This is a genomic window from Vreelandella sp. 162(4c) (assembly GCF_058152265.1).
In genome coordinates, this window is sequence record NZ_CM176981.1 from 2,557,013 (window position 1) to 2,579,855 (window position 22,843).

General features: G+C 52.9%; 26 protein-coding genes. 21 read left to right on the plus strand and 5 right to left on the minus strand.

Translation table 11 applies throughout. From position 1 onward, the window contains the following. Nucleotides 1-5: 5 nt before the first annotated feature. The 5 genes from AC4EYZ_RS11710 to AC4EYZ_RS11730 all read left to right on the plus strand — a co-directional run bounded on the left by AC4EYZ_RS11710 (nucleotide 6) and on the right by AC4EYZ_RS11730 (nucleotide 3,466). The gene (locus AC4EYZ_RS11710) at nucleotides 6-527 is read left to right on the plus strand and encodes a CsgE family curli-type amyloid fiber assembly protein (protein WP_474193211.1); all 522 of its coding nucleotides are present in this window, start codon (nucleotides 6-8) and stop codon (nucleotides 525-527) included. Next, a complete protein-coding gene (locus tag AC4EYZ_RS11715; protein WP_051430502.1) occupies nucleotides 527-940 on the plus strand; it encodes a curli assembly protein CsgF in 414 nt (137 codons plus the stop codon). Before AC4EYZ_RS11710 ends, AC4EYZ_RS11715 begins: the two co-directional genes overlap by 1 nt. 70 nt (nucleotides 941-1,010) lie before the next feature. Further along, nucleotides 1,011-1,841 carry a CsgG/HfaB family protein gene (locus AC4EYZ_RS11720; protein ID WP_027958501.1) on the plus strand — a complete coding sequence of 277 codons (831 nt, stop codon included), beginning with the start codon at nucleotides 1,011-1,013 and terminating at the stop codon, nucleotides 1,839-1,841. A 255-nt stretch (nucleotides 1,842-2,096) separates the two neighbouring features. Further along, nucleotides 2,097-2,648: a hypothetical protein gene (locus AC4EYZ_RS11725; protein ID WP_342584589.1), complete on the plus strand. Its 552-nt coding sequence runs from the start codon at nucleotides 2,097-2,099 to the stop codon at nucleotides 2,646-2,648. Nucleotides 2,649-2,707: 59 nt separating this feature from the next. Next, a complete protein-coding gene (locus AC4EYZ_RS11730) occupies nucleotides 2,708-3,466 on the plus strand; it encodes a hypothetical protein (RefSeq protein WP_009286352.1) in 759 nt (252 codons plus the stop codon). Between the two features lie 65 nt (nucleotides 3,467-3,531). Here the strand turns inward: AC4EYZ_RS11730 and AC4EYZ_RS11735 are convergent, their stop codons facing one another. The 5 genes from AC4EYZ_RS11735 to AC4EYZ_RS11755 form a co-directional block, all read right to left on the minus strand. After that, entirely contained in the window at nucleotides 3,532-3,894 is a 363-nt protein-coding gene (locus AC4EYZ_RS11735) for a hypothetical protein (protein ID WP_231500647.1), read from the minus strand. 80 nt (nucleotides 3,895-3,974) lie between these two features. After that, the gene (hemL, locus tag AC4EYZ_RS11740) at nucleotides 3,975-5,255 is read right to left on the minus strand and encodes a glutamate-1-semialdehyde 2,1-aminomutase (protein ID WP_009286351.1); all 1,281 of its coding nucleotides are present in this window, start codon (nucleotides 5,253-5,255) and stop codon (nucleotides 3,975-3,977) included. A 36-nt stretch (nucleotides 5,256-5,291) separates the two neighbouring features. Next, nucleotides 5,292-6,101 (minus strand): bifunctional hydroxymethylpyrimidine kinase/phosphomethylpyrimidine kinase, encoded by an 810-nt coding sequence (gene thiD / locus AC4EYZ_RS11745; RefSeq protein WP_022521042.1) that lies wholly within the window; start codon nucleotides 6,099-6,101, stop codon nucleotides 5,292-5,294. Beyond that, a complete protein-coding gene (gene hemJ, locus AC4EYZ_RS11750) occupies nucleotides 6,101-6,532 on the minus strand; it encodes a protoporphyrinogen oxidase HemJ (RefSeq protein WP_022521043.1) in 432 nt (143 codons plus the stop codon). Before hemJ ends, thiD begins: the two co-directional genes overlap by 1 nt. A 9-nt stretch (nucleotides 6,533-6,541) precedes the next feature. Beyond that, a complete protein-coding gene (locus AC4EYZ_RS11755; protein WP_027958503.1) occupies nucleotides 6,542-8,377 on the minus strand; it encodes a chloride channel protein in 1,836 nt (611 codons plus the stop codon). Between the two features lie 134 nt (nucleotides 8,378-8,511). Between AC4EYZ_RS11755 and argC the strand changes: the two genes are divergently transcribed. From argC to atpG, 16 genes are all read left to right on the plus strand, one after another. Next, complete coding sequence (gene argC, locus AC4EYZ_RS11760; RefSeq protein ID WP_027958504.1) at nucleotides 8,512-9,546, plus strand: N-acetyl-gamma-glutamyl-phosphate reductase; 1,035 nt, start codon at nucleotides 8,512-8,514, stop codon at nucleotides 9,544-9,546. A 103-nt stretch (nucleotides 9,547-9,649) separates the two neighbouring features. Beyond that, nucleotides 9,650-10,003 carry an iron-sulfur cluster insertion protein ErpA gene (gene erpA / locus AC4EYZ_RS11765; protein ID WP_007112206.1) on the plus strand — a complete coding sequence of 118 codons (354 nt, stop codon included), beginning with the start codon at nucleotides 9,650-9,652 and terminating at the stop codon, nucleotides 10,001-10,003. A gap of 161 nt (nucleotides 10,004-10,164) precedes the next feature. After that, entirely contained in the window at nucleotides 10,165-10,941 is a 777-nt protein-coding gene (locus tag AC4EYZ_RS11770; protein WP_009286347.1) for a transporter substrate-binding domain-containing protein, read from the plus strand. Nucleotides 10,942-11,059: 118 nt separating this feature from the next. Beyond that, the gene (locus AC4EYZ_RS11775; RefSeq protein WP_009286346.1) at nucleotides 11,060-11,731 is read left to right on the plus strand and encodes an amino acid ABC transporter permease; all 672 of its coding nucleotides are present in this window, start codon (nucleotides 11,060-11,062) and stop codon (nucleotides 11,729-11,731) included. Between the two features lie 11 nt (nucleotides 11,732-11,742). Then, nucleotides 11,743-12,513, plus strand: coding sequence for an amino acid ABC transporter ATP-binding protein (locus tag AC4EYZ_RS11780; protein WP_022521047.1), 771 nt, complete (start codon nucleotides 11,743-11,745; stop codon nucleotides 12,511-12,513). 617 nt (nucleotides 12,514-13,130) lie between these two features. Continuing rightward, a complete protein-coding gene (gene mnmG / locus AC4EYZ_RS11785) occupies nucleotides 13,131-15,035 on the plus strand; it encodes a tRNA uridine-5-carboxymethylaminomethyl(34) synthesis enzyme MnmG (RefSeq protein ID WP_490204271.1) in 1,905 nt (634 codons plus the stop codon). Further along, nucleotides 15,032-15,691, plus strand: a complete 660-nt coding sequence (gene rsmG / locus AC4EYZ_RS11790; protein ID WP_009286344.1) for a 16S rRNA (guanine(527)-N(7))-methyltransferase RsmG — start codon at nucleotides 15,032-15,034, stop codon at nucleotides 15,689-15,691. The genes mnmG and rsmG overlap by 4 nt, the downstream gene beginning before the upstream one ends. A gap of 47 nt (nucleotides 15,692-15,738) precedes the next feature. Then, nucleotides 15,739-16,506 carry a ParA family protein gene (locus AC4EYZ_RS11795; protein ID WP_009286343.1) on the plus strand — a complete coding sequence of 256 codons (768 nt, stop codon included), beginning with the start codon at nucleotides 15,739-15,741 and terminating at the stop codon, nucleotides 16,504-16,506. Nucleotides 16,507-16,521: 15 nt separating this feature from the next. Beyond that, on the plus strand, nucleotides 16,522-17,451 hold the full coding sequence (locus AC4EYZ_RS11800; protein WP_009286342.1) for a ParB/RepB/Spo0J family partition protein: 930 nt from the start codon (nucleotides 16,522-16,524) through the stop codon (nucleotides 17,449-17,451). Between the two features lie 205 nt (nucleotides 17,452-17,656). Continuing rightward, complete coding sequence (locus AC4EYZ_RS11805) at nucleotides 17,657-18,049, plus strand: ATP synthase subunit I (protein ID WP_022521050.1); 393 nt, start codon at nucleotides 17,657-17,659, stop codon at nucleotides 18,047-18,049. A gap of 32 nt (nucleotides 18,050-18,081) precedes the next feature. Further along, entirely contained in the window at nucleotides 18,082-18,909 is an 828-nt protein-coding gene (gene atpB, locus AC4EYZ_RS11810) for a F0F1 ATP synthase subunit A (protein ID WP_009286341.1), read from the plus strand. A gap of 76 nt (nucleotides 18,910-18,985) precedes the next feature. After that, nucleotides 18,986-19,213 carry a F0F1 ATP synthase subunit C gene (gene atpE, locus AC4EYZ_RS11815; protein WP_022521051.1) on the plus strand — a complete coding sequence of 76 codons (228 nt, stop codon included), beginning with the start codon at nucleotides 18,986-18,988 and terminating at the stop codon, nucleotides 19,211-19,213. Between the two features lie 76 nt (nucleotides 19,214-19,289). Next, nucleotides 19,290-19,760 (plus strand): F0F1 ATP synthase subunit B, encoded by a 471-nt coding sequence (locus AC4EYZ_RS11820; RefSeq protein WP_022521052.1) that lies wholly within the window; start codon nucleotides 19,290-19,292, stop codon nucleotides 19,758-19,760. An 11-nt stretch (nucleotides 19,761-19,771) separates the two neighbouring features. After that, nucleotides 19,772-20,308, plus strand: coding sequence for a F0F1 ATP synthase subunit delta (locus AC4EYZ_RS11825; protein WP_022521053.1), 537 nt, complete (start codon nucleotides 19,772-19,774; stop codon nucleotides 20,306-20,308). Between the two features lie 16 nt (nucleotides 20,309-20,324). After that, a complete protein-coding gene (atpA, locus tag AC4EYZ_RS11830; protein WP_041157451.1) occupies nucleotides 20,325-21,869 on the plus strand; it encodes a F0F1 ATP synthase subunit alpha in 1,545 nt (514 codons plus the stop codon). A gap of 65 nt (nucleotides 21,870-21,934) precedes the next feature. Then, on the plus strand, nucleotides 21,935-22,822 hold the full coding sequence (atpG, locus tag AC4EYZ_RS11835) for a F0F1 ATP synthase subunit gamma (RefSeq protein WP_141440222.1): 888 nt from the start codon (nucleotides 21,935-21,937) through the stop codon (nucleotides 22,820-22,822). Nucleotides 22,823-22,843: the final 21 nt, after the last annotated feature.

Consider the following 22,843-nt stretch of genomic DNA (forward strand, 5'->3'; position numbering starts at 1 on the left):
CTGTCATGCCATCAATACGCCGTTTGAGCATCGGCTCTTTAACCATAGCGATGTGGATCATGTCGTCTTTAGTACTGGCCAACGAGCCAGTTCCTTCGGACGAAGTGTTGCCCGCTAGCGAACAAGCGGCCATCGACGCGATTAATCAGCTCTCAAGCCCTGATGGGCCTGAAGTGCGCGGCAACGCTAACGGGGGAAGTGAGCTGACTGGCGTCATGGTAGACCGCACGATCACCATGGCCGGTAAAACCTTTTATCGTGCCTTTAGCCAACGGGCGATGGATAACCTGATTATTGGCAATGCCACCATCACCATTAAAGAGCGCCCAGATGCCCGATGGGGTAGCCAAATATGGGTAATGGAAGGCAATCGTATGTATTTCCGCACACAGCTCTCCCCAAGAATAAATGAAGCCGATAGGGCGGCTGGGGAAGCCGTGCAGACCGTCGAAAGAGCACTGATTGAACGGCAAATATCCGCAGCGGTATCTTCCGACCAAGACTTGGGGAAAGAGGAGTTATTCTAATGAAATCTATAAAAAATGGCTTAGTCGTAACCGGGTTGTCCGCTTTACTATGCGCAACATCCCAGGCTGGGGATTTAATCTACAAGCCACTTAATCCATCCTTTGGGGGCGACCCCTTTGTGGGCAGCTATTTGCTAGGGAAAGCGCAGGCGCAAGATACAAATAAAGATCCAAATACACGCAGTTTTCAAAGCCTATCTTCAACTGAACGCTTGTTACAAAATTTGGAAAGTAGACTTATTTCCCAGCTAATTTCTGACGTCAGTCGTGGAGAGGTCAGTGAAGGAAGTTTTGATAGTGATGAGTTTGGGGTAGTGGTGAGTGATAATAGTGGGCAACTCGTCGTACGCGTTGTTGATAAAATAACTGGTGACGTTACAGAAATCAGTGTGGGTGGCCTATTCAATCCTTAAAAAATAGTTAAACAACAATTCCAAAGAAATTAAAAAAGACAAACCCAACCTGTTTCATCAGGGGAACACCATGAAAATTATTGTATCTATCATACTAGCCAGTTTACTCACTGGCTGTGCAGGTATGGTCGCGACGTCTGAAAACTTGGAAGGTGCACAACCAACTCTCACTCCAAGAGGCGCCACTTACCAAGATCTGGTCTCTTTACCGCCACCGGCAGGGCGCATTTTTGTTTCAGTTTATGACTTTCGTGATCAAACTGGCCAATATCGCCCAGCCCCCGCAAGCACGTTTTCGACCGCTGTTACCCAAGGTGCCGCAGCAATGCTGACCGGTGCATTGGCGGATTCTGGTTGGTTTATACCGCTTGAGCGTGTGGGGTTACAAAACCTGCTTACCGAGAGACGCATTATCCGCGCCGAATTCGAACGCTTTGGTCAGCCCGATACACTTCCGTCGCTGCGTGCTGCCTCAGTGATGTTGGAAGGAGGTATTATAGCTTATGAATCCAACGTACGCACAGGGGGAGCTGGCGCTGAATATTTCGGTATTGGCGCCTCAGGTCAATACCAAGTTGATCAGGTAACGGTCAATTTACGTGCGGTTGAAATATCCACCGGGGAAGTCTTGGCTAACGTAACCACTACAAAAACAATTTACTCTAAAGAGATGCGAGCAGGAGTTTATCGTTTTATCGATTTTCGTCGTCTACTCGAGGCTGAGGTAGGACTTACCACGAATGAGCCTGTTCAGTTAGCGGTCATGTCAGCGATTGAATCTTCCGTAATTCACCTCATCGCAAGAGGTATTGAAAACCAACTTTGGAATTTAGCACCGGATACAAATATTCAAGATACTATTTTAAGTGAATATCTTAACGCCTCCATACCAATGCTTTAAACGTACTTTTATAAAACACTAAAAAAGCATTAGCGATATTGACTATAGCTGCTCATTGAGCAGCTTTTTTTATTCAAAAGCTACTGGTATTAGAAAAATGGTAAATCAAAAACCACAAACCTAAACAATTATTAAATATAAATTACTACAATAACAAACTAAGTCTTAATAAAAAATATGATAGAAATTATCTCAAATTAGTCCAAACTCAACCCATGAAACAAAAAGATACAATTAGTTTCAAAGGGACAATGTATGCAACCTTCAGACAGCTACAAAATTACAAAATGTAAAGCCAATAAGAACTGGCACTACTCTCTTGTAGCAGCCGTTCTTATGATAGTGGCAATTACTACAGCCGAAGCTAACGATAAATTTTCAACAAATTTAGTAGAAAGTTCACGAGTTTATCAATATGCAGCTCAAGTGGATAACTCAGTATTAGCAGGAAATGTTAGCATTATTCAACAACAAGGTTATAACAACCAAGCTAATGTAACCCAATCACGCTCTTCAAGTTATCAATTCGCAAACTTTTCACATATTAATCAACTTGGCAATAATAACCAAGCCAATATTACGCAAAGTAGTGGTGACAATGTTGGCGTGATTTGGCAAGTGGGTAACGACAACGCTGCCAACATTTCCCAACAAGGAAACAATTTATCCTTTAGGGCTGATATTCATCAATTAGGTATTAGCGGAGATATATCAATTTCACAATCGGGCAGTGGCCAACGCAGCATTAGCGTCGAACAACAAAATTACTCGGGCAATGCACGACCGGTCGCTATCGATACCTACTGAGTCGCATTTAGCTTCTCAGTAACAACCAGCGCAAGACGATCAAACCAAGGGGAAACACCATGAAAACTCAAATCGCTACTCTCGCTGCCGCCATCGCACTAGTTAGCGCATTTTCAGCTTCTGCTGATCCGCGAGACTATCAAAACTCAACTACAACGCCAAGTGCGAACACTACAACTAAACCCGTGTTCGATGCGCAGCTGGGTATTCGCTCTGGATTAAATGGATTTGACCGTGATCCAACACGTACATCATTAATCCTTCAATCTGGTAACGGTAACGATGCTGAAACTACCCAAGGCGGTAGCAAACAATACTCACGCGTTGGGCAATTGGGTGATGATAACACTTCGTCGGTATACCAAACCGGCGCAAAGCATGAATCAATTGTTTACCAAATTGGTACTAGCAATGATGCCTCTGTCGTGCAATCCGGTGGAGAGCTAAATGATTCTTATATACTGCAAGACGGCAGTCACAATACTGCAAATGTAAGACAAGTATTAAACTCTGATAAAAGTGACTCCATCATTGAGCAAACAGGTAATGGCAACTCAGCCGATGTTTACCAAACGCTCAGTACTGATGAAACTTGGAGTTTAATTAGCCAGAACGGTAATGACAACGATGCGAATGTAATCCAGGTCAATGCTGACTTAAGTGCATCTTACATTTATCAAGACGGCGTTGGTCATGTGGCGAATGTGGGTCAGTATGGTATGGAGAACGTATCTACTATCCGTCAGAATTCCACCGCCGCAGTAGCTACTCATGTGCAAGTTGGCAATAACAACTCCGCTATCTCTACTCAGTGGTAATAAATCGAGTTCATGTAAACCGCCCCTTAAGGGGCGGTTTTTTTATTACTGTAAGAATGCAAACATTAACGAATCATCAACGTCAATGTCCCCCCTGCCCCCTGAGTCGACGAACGCGACCGGTTACTGCCCTTTTGAATGTCCACCTCTAGCCGCTCATCGTCACTTAACAGCTTTACCGTGCCTTCGAGTTCTGTACCGGTAAAGGTGTATTCAGCAGGTACCGTCCCACTCTCTTCAACGTGTTCGGTGGTTTCGCCTTCATGGGTAATGCGCCAATGGGCGGAAAACGCAGCACCCGGCGAACCGCTCATGGTGATATGGATCTGGGTCATGTCCTGCTCCTGAGGCGACTGAGCAGCCAGCGGGAAGCAAACCAGCAGCCCCGCTGCGCAGATCATGTATCGCCAAGCCGTTGGTCGTGCCATGAGTGTAACTCTCATATAAGCCAAGAGCCGCTCAAGTTGAGCGGCTCTTGACAGTATAGCTGGCTTTAGGTTACGTGCCGTTACATTACCGCAAAGGCTTTTTCTGCTGCATCCAGCGTGAACTGAATGTCTTCCGGGGTATGAGCACTGGACATAAAGCCTGCTTCGTAAGCAGAAGGCGCCAAGTAAACGCCATGATCGAGCATCGCGCCAAAGAAGCGGCGGAAGGCATCCGGGTTACAGGCGGTGGCTTGGGCAAAGTTATCCACACGGCTTTGAGAGGTGAAGAAAAGTCCAAACATACCGCCCGCCGACTGCGTCATCATCGGCACCCGTGCGGCATTGGCACGCTCCTGAAGGCCCGCACAAAGGGTGTTAACCCGCTGGGTAAGCGCATCGTGGAAGCCCGGTACCTGTAGTTTGGTTAGCAGTGCCACACCTGCAGCCATCGCCAACGGGTTACCCGACAATGTGCCCGCTTGGTAAACCGGCCCCAGGGGGGAGATGTTTTGCATTATCTCGCGCTTGCCACCAAAGGCGCCCACCGGCATGCCGCCACCGACAATTTTTCCCAAGCAGGTTAGATCAGGCACTATACCGTAGTGGGCTTGGGCACCGCCCAATGCCACTCGAAAACCAGTCATCACTTCGTCAAAAATCAGCACGCTGCCATACTCGTTACATACTCGGCGCAGCGTTTCCAAAAAGCCCGGTTGAGGCGGAATACAATTCATATTGCCGGCAACGGGTTCAACAATGATGCAGGCAATCTGATCGCCAATTTCGCTAAAACACGCTTCAACCCCTTCAGGGTCGTTAAACGACAGGGTAATAGTGTGTTCAGCCAGCGACGTGGGCACGCCCGGTGAGCTGGGTTCGCCGTGGGTAAGCGCGCCAGAGCCCGCCTTAACCAGCAGTGAATCAGAGTGGCCGTGGTAGTTACCCTCGAACTTAACGATCTTATCGCGGCCGGTGGTACCTCGCGCCAGGCGAATCGCCGACATGGTGGCTTCGGTGCCCGAGCTGGTCATACGCACCATATCCATGGAGGGGATCATCTCGCAGATCAAATCCGCCATGGTGGTTTCGACTGCGGTAGGGGTACCAAAGGACAGGCCGTTGTCTAATCGCGCCCGTACGGCTGCCAATACGTCTTGGTCGGCATGCCCAGTGATCATGGGCCCCCAGGAGCCGACATAATCCACGTAGCGATTGCCTTCGACGTCAAACAGAAAGGCACCTTGAGCACGCTCCATAAAGACCGGCGGGCGGTGCAACCCTTTAAACGCCCGGACGGGTGAGTTTACTCCGCCCGGTATATGGCGACTGGCAAGATCGAACAGTTCAGCTGATGTAGTCATGGCATCCTCTCGGTCAATGGCGTACAGAAGATAGGATCAAAAACGGGCAGCCCGTGAAAAACGATGTGGCAAACACTGGCCGCTGGGCGGTTGAAAGCCTTGAGACAAACTTTGCCAAGTAAAGTGCTGAGCCTGCTCACAAGCTGTTGGTAAGCGCTCACCAACAGCGAGACGAGCAGCTAGAGACGATGCCAGCGTGCAGCCAGAACCATGGAACAATTCAGGCAAACGTGGCCACTGCCACTGGCGAGTAGTATCAGGCGAGTGCAGGGTGTGCACCACCTGTTGGTCGTTGCCGGGCAGCGGCTCATCCGTGGCAGTGACCAGAATGGCTTGGCACCCCTGTGACATCAGTGCCACCGCACGGGCCGTATCATCGAAAGGAGTGATGATGTCGGGCGTAAGCTGAGCCAACTCAGCGCGATTCGGGGTTAAGATATCCACAAGCGGTAACAAGCGATCAATAAACAATTGTCGCAAAGCAGGTGTGGATAACTCAGTTCCGCCACCGGCCTTAAAGACCGGATCGGCCACCACGGGAATGCCTGGAAAACGACGAATAATTTGCTCCGCTGCGCGCAGGGTGTCTTCGTCAGCGAGTAGGCCAATCTTAATCGCCGCGACCTGCATCTCACTAATTGCCTCGGCCATTTGGCGCATCGCGGTCGGCTCAGCAGGGATCACGCGGGTCACATTATGACAATTCTGTACCGTCAGCGCAGTGGGGATCGTTACCGCCCAACCACCACAGGCCGCAATGGCTTCACTGTCAGCGATCAACCCAGCGCCACCAGTCGGATCATGTCCGGCGAGTACCAACACCACGGGGGGAAGCGGTTGGCGCATCAAAAGGGCTTCACAACGGCAAGCAGAATAATCGCCACGAGCGCAATCACCGGCGCCTCATTAAACCAGCGAAAAAACACATGGCCTTTGGTACAACGATCCTGGGCAAACTGCTTCAAATAGATCAAACAAACGTGATGATAGGCGATAAGCAGAACCACTAGCGCCAGCTTGGCATGCATCCAGCCCTGGCTAAACCATTCGGGCACCAGATAGAGCATCCAGCCACCAAAAATGAGTACCGCAATCATCGATGGGGTCATGATGCCACGGTAGAGCTTACGCTCCATGGTTTTGAAATAGCTGATGGCCTGTTCGTCGCCGTTATCCCGCGCAGTGGCGTGATACACATACAGGCGGGGTAAATAGAACAGCGCAGCGAACCACGTCACTACGGCCATTAAGTGAATGGCCTTTACCCATAGGTACATTGTCGCTCCTTAAAGTGATGAGTCCTTCTTACGGGTATCATTCTCTCGTACTTCATTGTCACGAAGGTCGGCACCACGGGGGTCAGTGTAGTGATAATAACGTTCGATGGCGCCACGGGTGATAATACCTGAAATACGCCGCTGCTTTGGGCGATAGCCATGAACGACGTAGAGCGCCCCCAGAGCGTTATCCTGCAGTTTTAGAAACGCTTCGGAAAGCGTCGCCTGTAAACCAATCGGCGCCAGCTCTAAACGCTGGCCGGGGATTTCCAGTAGATCAATCAGCTCATCCTCAGGCGGCTCATCCCCCTGCAGCGCCTCATCGTGCTCAAGTAGCCAGCGTGCCAATTCAGCGGCTTTTAGCGCCAGCACAGGTTTTTCCTCTGTTGACCGCTCAATCACTAACCACACTGGGTTCTTCTCTAATAAAAGCCGCGCTTGATCAGGGGTGATCATTCGCTCGGTGCGCACCAGTTGACGCTCCATCACCGCAGGCACCGAAACCCGTGAGAGTGCCTGCATCAAAGGCTGCTGAAGCGGGTGAAGCCCGTAGCGCACCGTGCTAATAAAGAAACCTTCACAGCCGGTCAATTGACGCGAGGTTAAGCACGCCACCACCACCGCCAGCATGCCGGGAAGCATGATACTCGGCGTATGGGTTAACTCCAAAAGCGCCATTAGGGCAGCAAGAGGCGCTTGTAACACCGCCCCCATCATTGCGGCCATGCCTAGCATCGCGTAAATACCAGGATCCGCGGCTTTATCAGACCAAAGCCAGCCTCCCAGTAAACCAAACAGTGCACCTGTGGCAGCACCTATGACCAACACCGGGCCGATAATACCGATGGGTACGCCGCCAGCGACAGTTAGCGCTGTAAGCAGTAGTTTGACGATCATCAGCGCCAGCAGCACTTTAATTTCCAGCTGGTTATTGAGCGCCGCCGCCACGCTGTCATAACCGATGCCCTGAACCTGAGGGAACCACCAAGCCACCGCGCCAGTTGCCACACCCACCAAGCCAAGGCGCATCCAGAGCGGCCACAGCATAATCCGCTGGTTGCGTGAAATATGAATAAACAGCCCCGCTAACAGACCAATCACCAGCCCGGTAGCCACAATCCACGGCAAGTTGATCAGTGAACCTAGTGCTATCTCGGGGATACGAAAAGCGGGTTCATTGCCATAAGCCAACTGTGCTACCAGCGCACCCATGGTAGAGGCCAAAATCACGGGCATAAAGCTCACCAAGGTGTACTCCATCATCACCACTTCCATGGCAAAGATGACACCCGCGATAGGCGTGTTAAAAGAAGCGGAAATAGCTGCTGCGGTACCGCACGCCACCAGTACCCTGAGACTATTATTGGGCAAACGCATCTGTTGGCCTAGTCCACTGGCCGCCGCCGCGCCCAAATGAATCGCCGGGCCCTCGCGCCCAGCAGAGAGCCCGCCCAATACCACCACAACACCTACCCACCACTGATTTAACCAATTGCGTAACGGAAAACGGCCCTGATGATAGGTAAGCCGCTCAATTACATGGCCAACGCCCAGCTTGCGCGCTGCCGGTTTTTGCCGGTACAGCAGCACACCCACAAGGGTAACCGCCAACATAGGTAGCAGCGCACGCAGCCAGGGCACCATGCTTTCAAACGCTTCTGGGTCGCCATCGGTCATGTAGAGCGCGGCGCCCGCTTCCAATAGCAGCCGAAACGCCACCATCACAGCGCCGGTAATAACCCCCGAGACAAGGCCCAGCAAACAGAGTTGCGGAAGGGCGTCGACATTGGCCAACTGGCGACGAAAACTCTCTAAGGTAAAATCCGATCGGGAAAAACGCGCCACAGCGACCTTCCTTACTCTTGTATCTTTACACTCTTGTGTATCATAGCTGGATACGCTTAAACAGCTTGGTGTCCTATGCTTAAGCTAATAGCGAATTTGGTTTTCTACTCAGCAGCATCCGTAAGGAGTGATTTGTGATTAAGGTCGGCATTGTTGGCGGTACAGGTTACACCGGCGTTGAACTACTGCGGCTACTCGCCCAGCACCCCCAAGTCAACGTAGCCATGATTACCTCGCGCTCGGAAACCGGCGTCAAGGTGTGCGATATGTACCCCAACCTGCGCGGCCATTACGACACCTTGGCGTTTAGCGAGCCGGACGCCAAACAGCTGGGCGACATGGATGCGGTATTTTTTGCCACACCCCATGGCGTTGCCCATGCCCTAGCCGGTGAGCTACTCGAAAACGGCACTCGGGTGATTGATCTATCGGCCGATTTCCGGCTGCGCGATGCTGACGAGTGGAGCCGCTGGTACGGCCAGGCCCACGGTGCCCCGGAATTGTTGCAAGAGGCAGTATACGGGCTGCCGGAAATGCACCGAGAGAAAATCAAAAACGCACGTTTAATTGCGGTTCCCGGTTGCTACCCCACCAGCGTTCAGTTGGGCTACCTGCCGCTTCTGGAAGCGGGTTTGATCGACCCAAGCCAACTCATTGCTGACTGCAAATCCGGCGTTACCGGCGCAGGCCGTGGCGCTAAAGTGGGTTCACTGCTTGCCGAAGCCAGCGAGTCGATGAAGGCCTACGGCGCTTCGGGCCACCGCCACCTGCCGGAAATTAGCCAAGGACTTAGGGATATCCAGCAATCCACAGTGGGTTTAACCTTTGTGCCCCACCTAACGCCGATGATTCGCGGCATTCACTCCACACTCTACGGCCAGCTAACCGCTGAGCCGGGCGACCTGCAGACACTCTTTGAGCAGCGCTACGCCGACGAACCCTTTGTCGATGTGATGCCCGCGGGGAGCCACCCTGAAACGCGCAGTGTCAAAGGCATCAACACCTGCCGCTTGGCAGTCCACCGCCCGGGCAATGGCAACACCGTCGTCGTGCTATCGGTGATCGATAACCTGGTCAAAGGTGCTTCGGGTCAGGCGATTCAAAACCTCAACCTGATGTTCGGTTTTGACGAGAACACCGGTCTCTCAGCCCCGGCCTTGATGCCTTAATGTTTTAGTAATTCCCAGGAATAGTTGACCAATTTGCTGGGAATTACCCATAATCACCCCCCAATGCCGATTTATTCGTTCTTAAAGCTCGCGGGAGGTACCCATGAGCGGTGCAGAAGCCTTTGTTCCTACTCCACTACTGCTCTCTGATAGCGCACGAAAACGTATTAATGCGCTGATTGCAGAAGAAAATAACCCATCCCTTAAACTGCGGGTCTATGTAACTGGTGGCGGCTGTTCAGGTTTTCAGTACGGTTTCGACTTTGCAGAAAACGTCGCCGACGATGACACCGTAATAGAGTTCGGTAACGCAGCCCTAGTGGTTGACCCCCTCTCCTACCAGTACTTGGTAGGCTCCACCGTCGACTACGAAGAGGGCCTGGCGGGCGCACGTTTTCGCGTTCAAAATCCTAATGCCACCACCACCTGCGGCTGCGGCGCCTCCTTTATGGTCTAAACAGCGTTGGCCCGCAGCGCTCCCCGTGACTTGACGCCCTGACGGTTTCTCGCCAAGGTTAATAGGTCAACAACGGCTTAAATAACGGTTTATAAAGAGCATCAAACGGTAAAAAACCGCTTTGTAACCCGCCATCAGCCATATAAAGCACGGGGAAACTTATGAAAATAGCACTACCACTCAGCCTAACCAAAACAACGCTGGCGCTTGCACTGGGATTGGGCAGCGCCACTGCCGCCATGGCCCAAACGCCATCGGTGAACGTGGCCACTGACCCAAGCTTTGTGCCGTTTGAAATGATGGATCAAGAGACCGGCGAAATGGTCGGCTTCGATATGGATATCATCAACGAAGTCGCCGAACGCGCAGGTTTTGAAGTCAATCTCACGACCATGGAGTTCTCCGGCATCATTCCCGCCGTGCAAACCGGCAGCCAGGAAATCGCCATTGCCGGTACCACCATTACGGAAGAGCGTGCCGAAGTTGTCGACTTCTCCGACCCCTACTACGATTCCGGTCTTCGCATTATTGTGCGTGCCGACAATGACAGCGTCGAAACACTAGAAGACCTTCAGGATCTCGCCGTTGGTACCAAAATTGGTTCCACCAGCTACGACTACCTGCAGCAAGAGCTTGGCGAAGATGCTGACATCACCCCCTTCCCGGGTACTGCCGACATGTACATGGCGCTGCTAGGCCGCAACGTTGACGCGGTGCTCTATGACGCCCCTAACGTTGCCTACTTCTCGCAAACCCGTGGCGAAGGCCGTACCAAGGTTGTTGGCCCGCTATATGAAGGTCAGCAGTACGGCATCGTCTTCCACAAAGGCAGCGAGTGGGTGGAACCCACCAACGAAGCGCTCGCCGCGATGAAAGAAGACGGCACTTACGATGAGATCTACACCAAATGGTTTGGTGAAGCCCCCAGCGAAGAGTGAGTGTAAAACCTCTATAATAGCGTAACGCCATTACAGGGCCGGGTGGCCAAAACCCCCGGCCCTGCTGCGTTGATCATGTGTTTTTTGCCAACTGCTTTTTTGTTTCAGGAGTCTACGCGTGGACGTCAATTTTCAGTTTGATTGGTCGGCGGCGTTTGGGTCTATCCCTTACCTGCTGCCGGGTATTCCCTGGACGCTACTTATCTCATTTGGCGGCTTGGCCATTGGTTTTTTTATCGGCATATTCTTTGGCCTGTTACGCATTAGCCCCCTGCGCTGGCTACGCTGGCCGGCCATCATTTATGTCGAAGTGTTCCGCGGCACGCCGATTCTGGTTCAAGTACTGTTTATTTTTTACGGCTTACCACAACTGCTGGGTGGGCCAATTAACGCCCTGGTCGCCGGTATTGCCGCGATCGCCGTTAATTCCGGCGCTTACATCTCTGAAATCGTGCGTGGCGGTGTGCAGTCAATTGAGCGCGGTCAAGGGGAAGCTTCGCTCTCTCTGGGCCTTTCCCGCACTCAGGCGTTTCGCTACGTTATCTGGCCCCAGGCGTTTCGGCGCATGATCCCGCCTCTTGGTAACCAGGGCATCATCAGTATCAAAGATACCTCCCTGTTTTCAGTGATTGGCGTCAGTGAGCTGGTGCGCCAAGGGCAGATCTATATCGCCACCACCTTCACGGCCCTTGAGGTCTACTTTATGGTCGCCCTGATGTATCTCGCGATCACCTGGACGCTCTCCATCATCCTGCGCCAACTTGAGCGCAGAGGCCTGGCCGGACAATAAGGACACGCGCAATGAGCGAGACATTGAACAACACAACGCAACCAATTGTGCGTATGCAGCAGCTCAACAAGCACTTTGGCAGCCTGCACGTACTCAACGATATTGACCTTACGATTGTGCCCGGTGAAGTTGTCGTGATCATCGGCGCCAGTGGCTCAGGTAAATCGACGCTGATTCGCTGTATTAACGGCCTGGAAGAGTTCCAATCAGGCAGTCTGGTGGTCGATGACAATGAACTGCTGCCCTATGGAAAGAGCACCCAAGCACTGCAAACCATCCGCACCGAAGTGGGCATGGTTTTTCAGCAATTCAACCTGTTTCCCCATCTCAGCGTCATTGATAATGTCACACTGGCGCCGATGAAAGTGCGCGGTTTAAGCCGTGACGACGCGGTCAGCAATGCCAAACGTTTGCTTGACCGGGTGGGTATCGCCGACCAGGCCGATAAGTACCCCAGCCAGCTCTCAGGCGGCCAGCAGCAGCGTGTGGCGCTCGCTCGTGCCTTGGCCATGGAACCCCGGCTGATGCTATTTGACGAGCCCACATCGGCGCTTGACCCGGAAATGATCGGTGAAGTGCTCGATGCCATGCGTGAACTGGCCAAAGAGGGCATGACCATGGTGATTGTTACCCATGAAATGGGCTTTGCCCGTGAGGTTGCCGACCGGGTGATTTTTATCCATAAAGGCGAGATTACCGAGCAGGGACACCCGGAAAAACTGTTCGATTCACCGCAACATGAACGTACTCAATCCTTCCTTGCGCGGGTGCTGAAACACTAGATGTGAACACTCAATGCCCTCGCGTAGACTTGCGCTTGGCACCTAAATAACGCGTTCGCTAATGCGAAATGACGCTTTTTTACCGGCCTGTCGACACGACAGGCCATTTTTTTGCCTGTGGATAAACTTTTTTTACATTAATCGTTTTTATCTCCGCAAGGACTACCATGGGCGTCTCTCAGCGTTAGCTCCACACCCAACGTTGCTTGTTCACAGCTGCGGTAACAACCCAGGTACTGGCCGGTGGATAAGCCGTGGCCAATTGCATCTGTGGATAAGGCGCTATTTCATCCACAGGCTTAGCACCCTTTCTACCCAGGCACTCCCGCCTTCAAACATGTAGAAGTCAACAATATAAGTTGATGAAATAATTAATAATTAATCGCTTATACACAGAAATTGTCCACACTAGTAGTTACAACATTTACAGAACTTCTCTTATTTTATATTTATGTTGTTATTAATAGAGGCGGTTTAGCGATTTGGGGTGTGGAAAAACCTGACGGTTACACACAGGGGGTTTATACTTGCCGACTCATTTATCTAAGGTGGCTGCGTCTAGAATCGACTGCATTGGCCACATCATCCGTGCCGACAGGCACAAGACGAGGTGTCTCTTGAATTACCCCGACCGCTTTGACGTGATTGTCATCGGCGGTGGCCATGCGGGAACTGAAGCCGCACTGGCCTCTGCTCGCATGGGCTGTCAGACCCTGCTGCTCACCCATAACATCGAAACTCTGGGCCAAATGTCGTGTAATCCCGCGATTGGCGGCATCGGCAAAAGTCACTTGGTCAAGGAAATTGATGCACTGGGCGGCGCCATGGGGCTTGCCACGGACTTGGGTGGTATCCAGTTTCGTGTGCTCAATGCCAGCAAAGGGCCCGCCGTTCGGGCCACCCGTGCCCAGGCTGACCGCATCCGTTACAAGTCAGCGATCCGCGGAATGCTGGAAAACCAGCCCAACTTAACGATTTTCCAGCAAGCCGCTGGTGATCTGATTGTGGATAACGACACCGTACGAGGCGTCGTCACGGAAACCGGCATTCGCTTTCATGCCGACAGCGTCGTGCTGTGTACCGGGACATTTTTGGGTGGCGTGATTCATATTGGTTTGGATCAAAGCAAAGGCGGCCGAGCGGGCGACCCGCCTTCCAACGCGCTGGCTGAACGTCTGCGCGCCCTGCCGTTTCGGGTTGACCGCCTAAAAACCGGTACGCCGCCGCGCATCAATGCCAAAAGCGTGGATTTTTCCCAGTTGGAAGAGCAGCCCGGTGATAGCCCAACGCCGGTTATGTCCTACCTGGGATCGCGGGAGATGCACCCTCAGCAGGTGAGTTGCCACATTGCTCACACCAATCAGCACACCCACGATCTGATTCTGGCCAATCTTGATCGCTCGCCGATGTATTCCGGCGTCATCGAAGGGATTGGGCCACGTTACTGCCCATCGATAGAAGACAAGGTTCATCGCTTTGCCGATAAATCCAGCCACCAGGTGTTTATCGAACCCGAAGGCTTGGATACCCATGAGCTCTACCCCAACGGTATCTCGACTTCGCTGCCCTTTGACGTGCAGATTCAGGTGGTGCGTTCCATCAAAGGCTTGGAAAACGCCCATATCACCCGGCCTGGCTACGCCATTGAGTACGACTTTTTTGACCCACGAGACTTAAAACACTCGCTGGAAACTAAATTTATCCACAACCTGTTTTTTGCCGGTCAAATCAACGGCACTACCGGCTACGAAGAAGCCGGTGCTCAAGGTTTGCTCGCAGGCCTGAATGCCGCCCGCCGCGCTCAGGAGCTGGACGCCTGGTATCCCCGCCGCGATGAAGCCTATCTCGGTGTACTGGTTGATGATCTGATCACTATGGGTACCAAAGAGCCCTACCGGATGTTTACTTCCCGTGCGGAGTACCGCCTGCTGTTGCGGGAAGACAACGCGGATTTGCGCTTAACCGAAGCGGGCCGGGAATTGGGTCTTGTCGACGACACGCGCTGGGCAGCGTTTAGCCAAAAACGCGAGGCTATCGAACAAGAGAGCGCGCGGCTAAGCATCCTGTGGATACAACCGGGAAGCCCAGCGGCTGAGCAAGTGGCCGAAAAAACCGGGGCACCGCTCACTCGCGAGTATTGCTTGAGTGATCTGCTTAAACGCCCTGAATTGAATTACAGCGATTTGGCCAATCTACCCGGCATTGAGGGCACCCTGGTCACTGACCCAGCAGTCGCCGAGCAGGTGCAGATTCAGGCTAAGTATCAAGGCTATATCGATCGTCAGCAGCATGAGATCGATAAACTCAAGCGCCACGAAGCCACGCCACTGCCTGCGGAGCTGGATTATTTAAAAGTCGAAGGTTTGTCTAACGAAATTCGCCAAAAGCTGGCTGAAGCGCGGCCGGAAACGCTTGCTCATGCGGCGCGGATTTCAGGCGTTACACCGGCGGCCGTCTCTATTTTGCTGGTGCATCTGAAAAAGCGCCGGTTGGTAGCCGCAGCTGAGGTAGTTAACGGATGAGTTCGTTGAACCCACTGTTGAAGACGCTACCTACAAGCGTTGCACCACGGCTCGATCAAGGCCTTACCCAATTAGGCATCGCCGTTGACGAACATCAACGCCAACAGCTGCTAGGCTTATTGGCACTGTTGCACAAGTGGAATCGGGCTTATAACCTCACAGCGGTGCGCGATGTGGACGACATGGTGTCGCGTCATGTGTTGGATAGCGCCGCTGTGTTGCCCTATGTGCAGGGGCCGCGGCTACTGGATGTAGGTGCGGGTCCTGGGCTTCCTGGTATCGTATTAGCGATATTAGCCCCCCAGCTTGATGTAACACTGCTGGATAGTAATGGCAAAAAGGTGCGCTTTCAGCGTCAGGCGGTAATGGAGTTAGGGCTTGAAAACGTCACTCCCGTACAGGCGCGGGTGGAACAGTTTGAAGCCGCCGCTTTTGATCAGGTGATTTCCCGAGCATTTGCCAGCTTGGTCGATTTTGTCACCTTGACCCGCCAGCTACCCAGCGCCGATGGCCAGTGGTTAGCCATGAAAGGCCCGGGGGCGGATGATGAACTGCGCGACCTGCCCGCCGGTATACGTTTATATCAGCGTCACCTATTGGAAGTACCCTTTGAAGCGGCCCAGCGGCAGCTGCTGATCTTGGATGTTGAAAGCTAAATGTGAAAGCTGAATGTTGATTCTGACCCCCAGAAGGAGTTGAGTAAGTGAGCCAGATCATTGCCCTGACCAACCAAAAAGGCGGCGTGGGCAAGACCACCTCGGCCGTTAACCTGGCGGCCAGTCTCGCTGCGCTCGACCGTCGCGTACTGCTGGTGGATCTTGACCCCCAAGGCCATGCCAGCATGGGCAGCGGCATCGATAAATATGAGCTCGATAAAAGCGTGCTTGACGTTCTACTGGGCGAAGCAACGGCCGCTGATACGATTGTCAAAAAGCTGGCGGTCAAGTACGACGTACTGCCGGGTAACGGTGATCTCACCGCCGCCGAAGTCGAGCTGCTAGATCGCGATAAAAGCGAGAGCTGCTTAACCAACGCACTAGCTTCGGTCTCGGATGCCTATGACGTAGTGTTGATCGACTGCCCGCCCTCTTTGAACATGCTAACCGTGAATGCATTAACGGCTTCCGATAGCGTGCTGATCCCTCTTCAGTGCGAATTTTACGCCCTGGAGGGGCTGTCGGCCCTGCTCGATACCGTTGAGCAGATTAAGCAAAATGTGAATCCTGATCTTGCCATTGCGGGCATTTTGCGCACTATGTATGACAAGCGCACCAGCTTAACGCGGGAAGTGGATAAGCAGTTGCGTGACTATTTTGGCGACATGCTGTTGAAAACGACCATTCCTCGCAACGTCAAAGTTGCCGAAGCGCCAAGCCACGGGCTACCCGTTACGCAATATGCCCGGTTCTCCCGTGGTAGCCAGGCCTATCGTGTGTTGGCGAAAGAGATGATTCGTCGCCTAGCGTTATAAAATGAGGAAAAGCGAATGACGCGTAAACCCGCGCTGGGACGTGGCCTGGATGCCCTGATTGGTGCCGGTGCCCGTCGCCGTGACAGCTTAGAACTTGCCGGTAGCGGCACCCCGTTGGAGCTTTCTGACGCCGCGCGTAGTGCCGCGGCCGATGACGTTAGCGAAGATCGCCTTGAACGTCTGCCGTTAGGGCAATTAACGCGAGGTAAATATCAGCCGCGCCGGGATATTCAGCCCGAAGCGCTAGAAGAGCTGGCAGACTCCATTCGCGCCCAGGGCGTGATGCAGCCCATCGTCGTGCGTCCAATTGGCGTGGATCGCTACGAAATTATTGCCGGTGAGCGTCGCTGGCGGGCAGCCCAACTTGCTGAGCTGGACGTTATCCCGGCGGTGATCCGGGAAGTCAGCGATGAAGTTGCCCTGGCGCTGGCGCTGATCGAAAACATTCAGCGTGAAAACCTCAACGCCATCGAAGAAGCCATGGCGCTCAAGCGCCTGGGCGAAGAGTTTGAGCTTACCCAGCAGCAGATTGCCGACGCAGTGGGTAAATCGCGCACCCAGGTAGCCAACCTGTTGCGCCTGCTGGCGCTAGATCCGGAAGTGCAAACCCTACTCGAACGGGGTGACCTGGATATGGGCCACGCAAGAGCTTTGCTGACGCTGAACAGCACCCAGCAGCGGCAGGTGGCTCATGAGGTGGTCAATAACGATATGACGGTGCGGGCCACCGAAGCGCTGGTGAAAAAAGTCCAAACCAGCCAAACACCAACCAAAACGCCTAACCGTCAAAGCAAGCAGCCCGATGTGGCCAAGCTTGAAACACATCTTGGCGAACTGCTCGGTGCGCCTGTCTCCATTGATCATGGTCAAAAAGGCAAAGGTAAGTTAACGATACGTTATACCAGCCTCGAAGAATTGGATGGCATCTTGAATCATATTAAATAGCAGGCTATTCAATATCACGTAAGAAGCGCACACGTTTTCCCCCTTTGGTCGCAAATCAGCCCTTAAGCGGGCAAAATCGGTGCGACTTCGGTTGAAGGTGTGATAGCGCTTCCCTATAATCGCGCAAGATTTGTGCAGGTTGCCTTGGTTTGTCTAGCTATTAGCTGGTCGAGGTATTGGTTTTTATCAGTGAGGCTGGGCCGGTATGCAGCGATACGAAACCCAGCGTCGAAAAGCCTACATCGTTCGGCTCACGATCGCGCAACTGATGATCACCTTCGTTGGTATGTTGGCCGCCTATCTAGTCGCCGATTTAGAAGGCGTGTCATCGGTTTTTAAAGGGGCGCTGGTAGCCTTATTACCGCACGCCTTTTTTATCAAACGAATGGGGGTTTTACGCGCGAGTAGCCCTTCAAAGGCAGCGATGCGCCTGTTTCGCGCCGAGGCAGGCAAGTTTGGTTTGACGGTGGCACTGTTTGTTGCAGTGTTCGTGGCAGCGCCCCCCTCAAACCCTACTTTCTTTTTTTATGCTTATGTTGCAGTTGTTCTAACGCATTGGCTTACGCCTTGGTTAATGCCAAAAAACGCTAATGCCTAGAAAATTGCACAACTGATTGAGGTGACACATCCATGGCCGCAGGAAACGAAGTCTCAACGACTTACTATATCCAGCACCACTTGCAGAATTTGACCTTTGGCAACCATCCTGAGAACGGCTGGTCGCTGGCGCATTCAGCAGAAGAAGCAAGTGAAATGGGCTTTTGGGCCATTCACCTGGATACCATGGGCTGGTCGATTGCCATGGGGTTGCTGTTTATCTGGATTTTCCGCAAAGCGGGCAAAATGGCCACCACGGGAGTACCCAGTGGTCTGCAAAATGCCGTTGAGATGGTCGTAGAGTTTGTCGAGGACATGATCAAGGGGACATTTAAAGGGCATAACCCGATCATCGCTCCCCTCGCGTTGACGTTGTTCGTGTGGATTCTGTTCATGAACACGCTCAAAATTATTCCGGTCGACTACTTCCCCGTGCTGTTCAGCAAGCTGGGCGTGGACTACATGAAAATTGTCCCCACCACCGATGTGAACGCCACGCTGGGTTTGGCATTAGGGGTATTCGGACTGATCCTTTACTACAGCTTTAAGGTTAAAGGCGTGGGTGGTTTCGCCAAAGAGCTGTCATTGACCCCGTTTAACCACTGGGCGCTGATTCCCTTTAACCTCCTGCTGGAAATTGTCGCGCTGCTGGTTAAACCGTTTAGTTTGGCAATGCGTCTGTTCGGCAACATGTTTGCCGGGGAAGTGATCTTTATTTTGATCGCCATGCTGCCGTTCTGGGCTATCTGGGTGCTGGATGTGCCGTGGGCCATTTTCCATATTTTGATCGTCGTACTACAAGCTTTCATCTTTACAGTGCTGTCCGTGGTGTATCTAAGCGCTGCACACGAGCATCACTAATCCGAGCAATGCTTGAAACACATTAACCCTTAACCTCAACCCTCGACCTTTAACTTGAAAAACTAGGAGCATTACCATGGAACTTATCTACATTGCCGCTTCCATCATGATCGGTCTCGGCGCTCTAGGTACCGGCATTGGCTTCGCTATTTTGGGTGGTAAGCTGCTGGAATCTACAGCGCGTCAGCCTGAACTGGGCGACCAGCTGCAAACCAAAACCTTCCTAATGGCAGGTCTGTTGGATGCCGTTCCGATGATCGGTGTTGGTATCGCAATGTACCTGATCTTCGTTGTTGCCGGTTAATGACAGCTCAGCCGAGCGTTAAGCGCTCGGTTTTGTTTCACTCCGGTCGCCACGAACTTGTCAGAGGTACATTCCTGTGAATATCAACATGACGCTAATCGGGCAGACGATCGCCTTCGCGATCTTTGTCTGGTTTTGCTTAAAGTATGTGTGGCCTCCGATCAGCAACGCGCTTCATGAGCGTCAGAAAAAAATTGCTGATGGCTTGGATGCAGCCAGCCGTGCTAACCGTGATCTTGAGCTTGCTCAAGAGCGGGCGGAGCAGACGCTGCGCGAAAGCAAGGAGCAAGCTTCTCAGATTCTTGAGCAGGCCAACAAACGCTCTGCCCAGATAGTTGAAGAAGCCCGCGAACAGGCCCGCGCCGAAGGCGAACGCCTAGTAGCGAGTGCACGTTCCGAGATTGAGCAAGAAGTGAATCGCGCTAAGGATGAACTTCGTGCCCAGGTCTCTTATCTCGCCGTTATGGGTGCCGAGCGTGTTCTTGAAGCGTCGGTCGACGAACAAGCCCATCGCAAGTTACTCGATGAGCTTGCTGCTGAACTGTAAGGAGGTGAACCATGGCGGAATTACTTACCGTCGCTCGTCCTTACGCTAAGGCAGCGTTTGAATACGCGCGTGATCATGAGGCGCTTGATAGTTGGTCACAAGCGCTGAGTTTTTTAAGTGTTGCGGTAGCAGATGACGTCGTGCGCCATCGGCTAAGCAGTCCCAAATTAGACAGCGAGCAAAAAGTGTCGCTGCTTGTCGAGCTTATTCCTGAGCAACAGGATGAGGCTTTACAGCGATTTTTGACTGTTTTGGCTGACCAGGGCCGCCTGATGGCGTTGGCCTCCATTGCTGATCAGTTCGAGCACCTGCGTGCTGAACACGAGCAGCGGGTTGAAGTGAACGTCACCTCTGCTTACAAGTTAGATAGTAAGCAGAAGACCAAACTAGCGAACGCGCTTAAGAAACGTCTGAATCGCGAAATCTCTATTACTACTCAGGTGGACAAGTCGCTGATTGGCGGTGTCATCCTGCGTGCTGGCGATACCGTTATTGACGGCTCCGTACGTGGTCGATTGAACCGCCTTTCCGAAGCGCTAACCGCTTGAGTCTGAGGGACATGGCATGCAGCAACTGAATCCTTCCGAGATCAGCGACATCATCAAGCAGCGAATTGAAAAGCTTGACGTCGCATCCGAAGCCCATAATCAGGGCACCATCGTGACCGTTTCCGACGGTATCGTGAAAATTCACGGCCTCGAAGACGCGATGTTTGGTGAAATGATCGAATTCCCCAACAGCATCTTTGGCATGGTACTCAACCTGGAGCGTGACTCCGTGGGTGCCGTTGTGCTGGGTGACTACCTGCAGCTCGAAGAGGGCATGACCGCCAAGTGTACCGGTCGTATTCTCGAAGTGCCGGTAGGCCCTGAGCTGATTGGTCGTGTGGTCGATGCGCTGGGTAACCCCATTGATGGTAAAGGCGACATTAACACCACCATGACCGACGCCGTTGAGAAAGTGGCGCCGGGCGTTATTACCCGTCAGTCCGTCGATGAGCCGATTCAAACCGGTCTGAAATCGATCGATGCCATGGTGCCGATCGGTCGTGGTCAGCGTGAGCTGATCATCGGTGACCGCCAGATCGGTAAGTCCGCCATTGCCATTGATGCGATCATCAACCAGAAAGGCAAAGGTGTGACCTGTGTCTACGTGGCGATCGGTCAGAAGCAGTCGACCATTGCCAACGTGGTGCGCAAGCTCGAAGAGCATGGCGCCATGGAGCACACCATCGTTGTCGCTGCTGGCGCTGCGGATCCGGCGCCAATGCAGTTCCTGGCCGCCTACTCCGGCTGCACCATGGGCGAATACTTCCGCGACCGCGGCGAGAATTCGCTGATTGTGTATGACGATCTTTCCAAGCAGGCTGTTGCCTACCGTCAGGTATCGCTGCTGCTGCGTCGTCCGCCCGGCCGTGAAGCTTACCCCGGTGACGTTTTCTATCTCCACTCGCGTCTACTTGAGCGTGCTGCGCGGGTTAACGTCGACTATGTTGAGAAGTTCACCAACGGTGAAGTGAAAGGCAAAACCGGTTCCTTAACCGCGCTGCCGATCATCGAAACCCAGGGTGGCGACGTTTCTGCGTTCGTTCCGACCAACGTGATCTCGATCACTGACGGTCAGATCTTCCTGGAAACCAACCTGTTTAACTCCGGTATTCGTCCGGCGATTAACGCAGGTCTGTCGGTTTCTCGTGTGGGTGGTTCGGCGCAGACCAAAATCATCAAGAAGCTCGGCGGCAGTGTCCGTCTGGCGCTGGCTCAGTACCGTGAACTGGCGGCGTTCTCGCAGTTTGCCTCTGATCTTGACGAAGCCACGCGTAAGCAGCTTGAGCACGGCCAACGTGTCACCGAGCTGATGAAGCAGAACCAGTACTCGCCGATGTCGATCGCTGAAATGGCGCTGTCGCTGTATGCCGCCAACGAAGGCTTCCTGGATGATGTCGAAGTGAACAAGGTGCTGGACTTCGAGCGTGCCTTGCACGACTACATGAAGTCTGAGCACGCTGATCTACTCGACAAGATCAACCAGAGCGGCGACTACAATGGTGAGATTCAAGACAGCTTGAAGTCGGGTCTCGAGAAGTTCAAGGCGACTCAGAGCTGGTAATGTCTGGCCCGCCTGCGGGCGGGTTTGCATGCTTTCTGAGAGCCACGAACGAAGGGTAGATCGCTATGGCAGCTGCAAAAGAGATACGCACCCAGATCGGGAGCATTAAAAATACGCAGAAGATCACCAGCGCCATGGAAATGGTGGCTGCATCTAAAATGCGTAAAGCGCAAGATCTGATGAGAGCTAGTCAGCCTTACGCTAAGCAGATCCGCAATGTGGTCGGCCACATTGCCGACGCGAACCCCGAGTACAGGCACGACTATATGGTCGAGCGTAGCGAGGTTAAGCGCGTTGGTTACATTGTGGTCTCTACAGACCGTGGTCTGTGCGGTGGCTTGAACCACAACCTCTTCAAAGCCTTGCTCAAACAGGCCAGCGAGTGGAAAAAGCAGGGCGCAGAGCAGGATTTTTGCGCTTTGGGCGCTAAGGCCAGCACCTTTTTCCGCAACTACGGTGGCAATTTGGTGGCGGCGAAGAGTGGTTTAGGCGAAGCCCCGACCGTTGAAGGTCTGATTGGCAGTATTAAGGTCATGCTCGAAGCGTACGATGAAGGACGTCTCGACCGGCTTTACGTGGTGCACAACGAGTTTGTGAACACCATGACACAAAAGCCAGTGGTTCGTCAGCTTCTTCCGCTGTCGCCTGATATGGGTGCAGACGCTGAGCAAGACAACGAAAACGCCCGTCCCGGAAGCTGGGACTACCTGTATGAACCGGATGCCAAGGCGTTGCTCGATAGCCTGCTGGTTCGTTTCATCGAATCGCAGGTGTATCAGGCGGTAGTGGAAAACGGCGCTTGTGAACAAGCCGCCCGAATGATCGCTATGAAAAGTGCCACTGACAACGCAGGCGGCCTTATCGATGATCTGGAGATGGTCTACAACAAGGCCCGTCAGGCCGCCATCACCCAGGAAATTTCTGAGATCGTCGGCGGCGCTGCTGCCGTATAACGCCTAGGGAGTCGACTATTT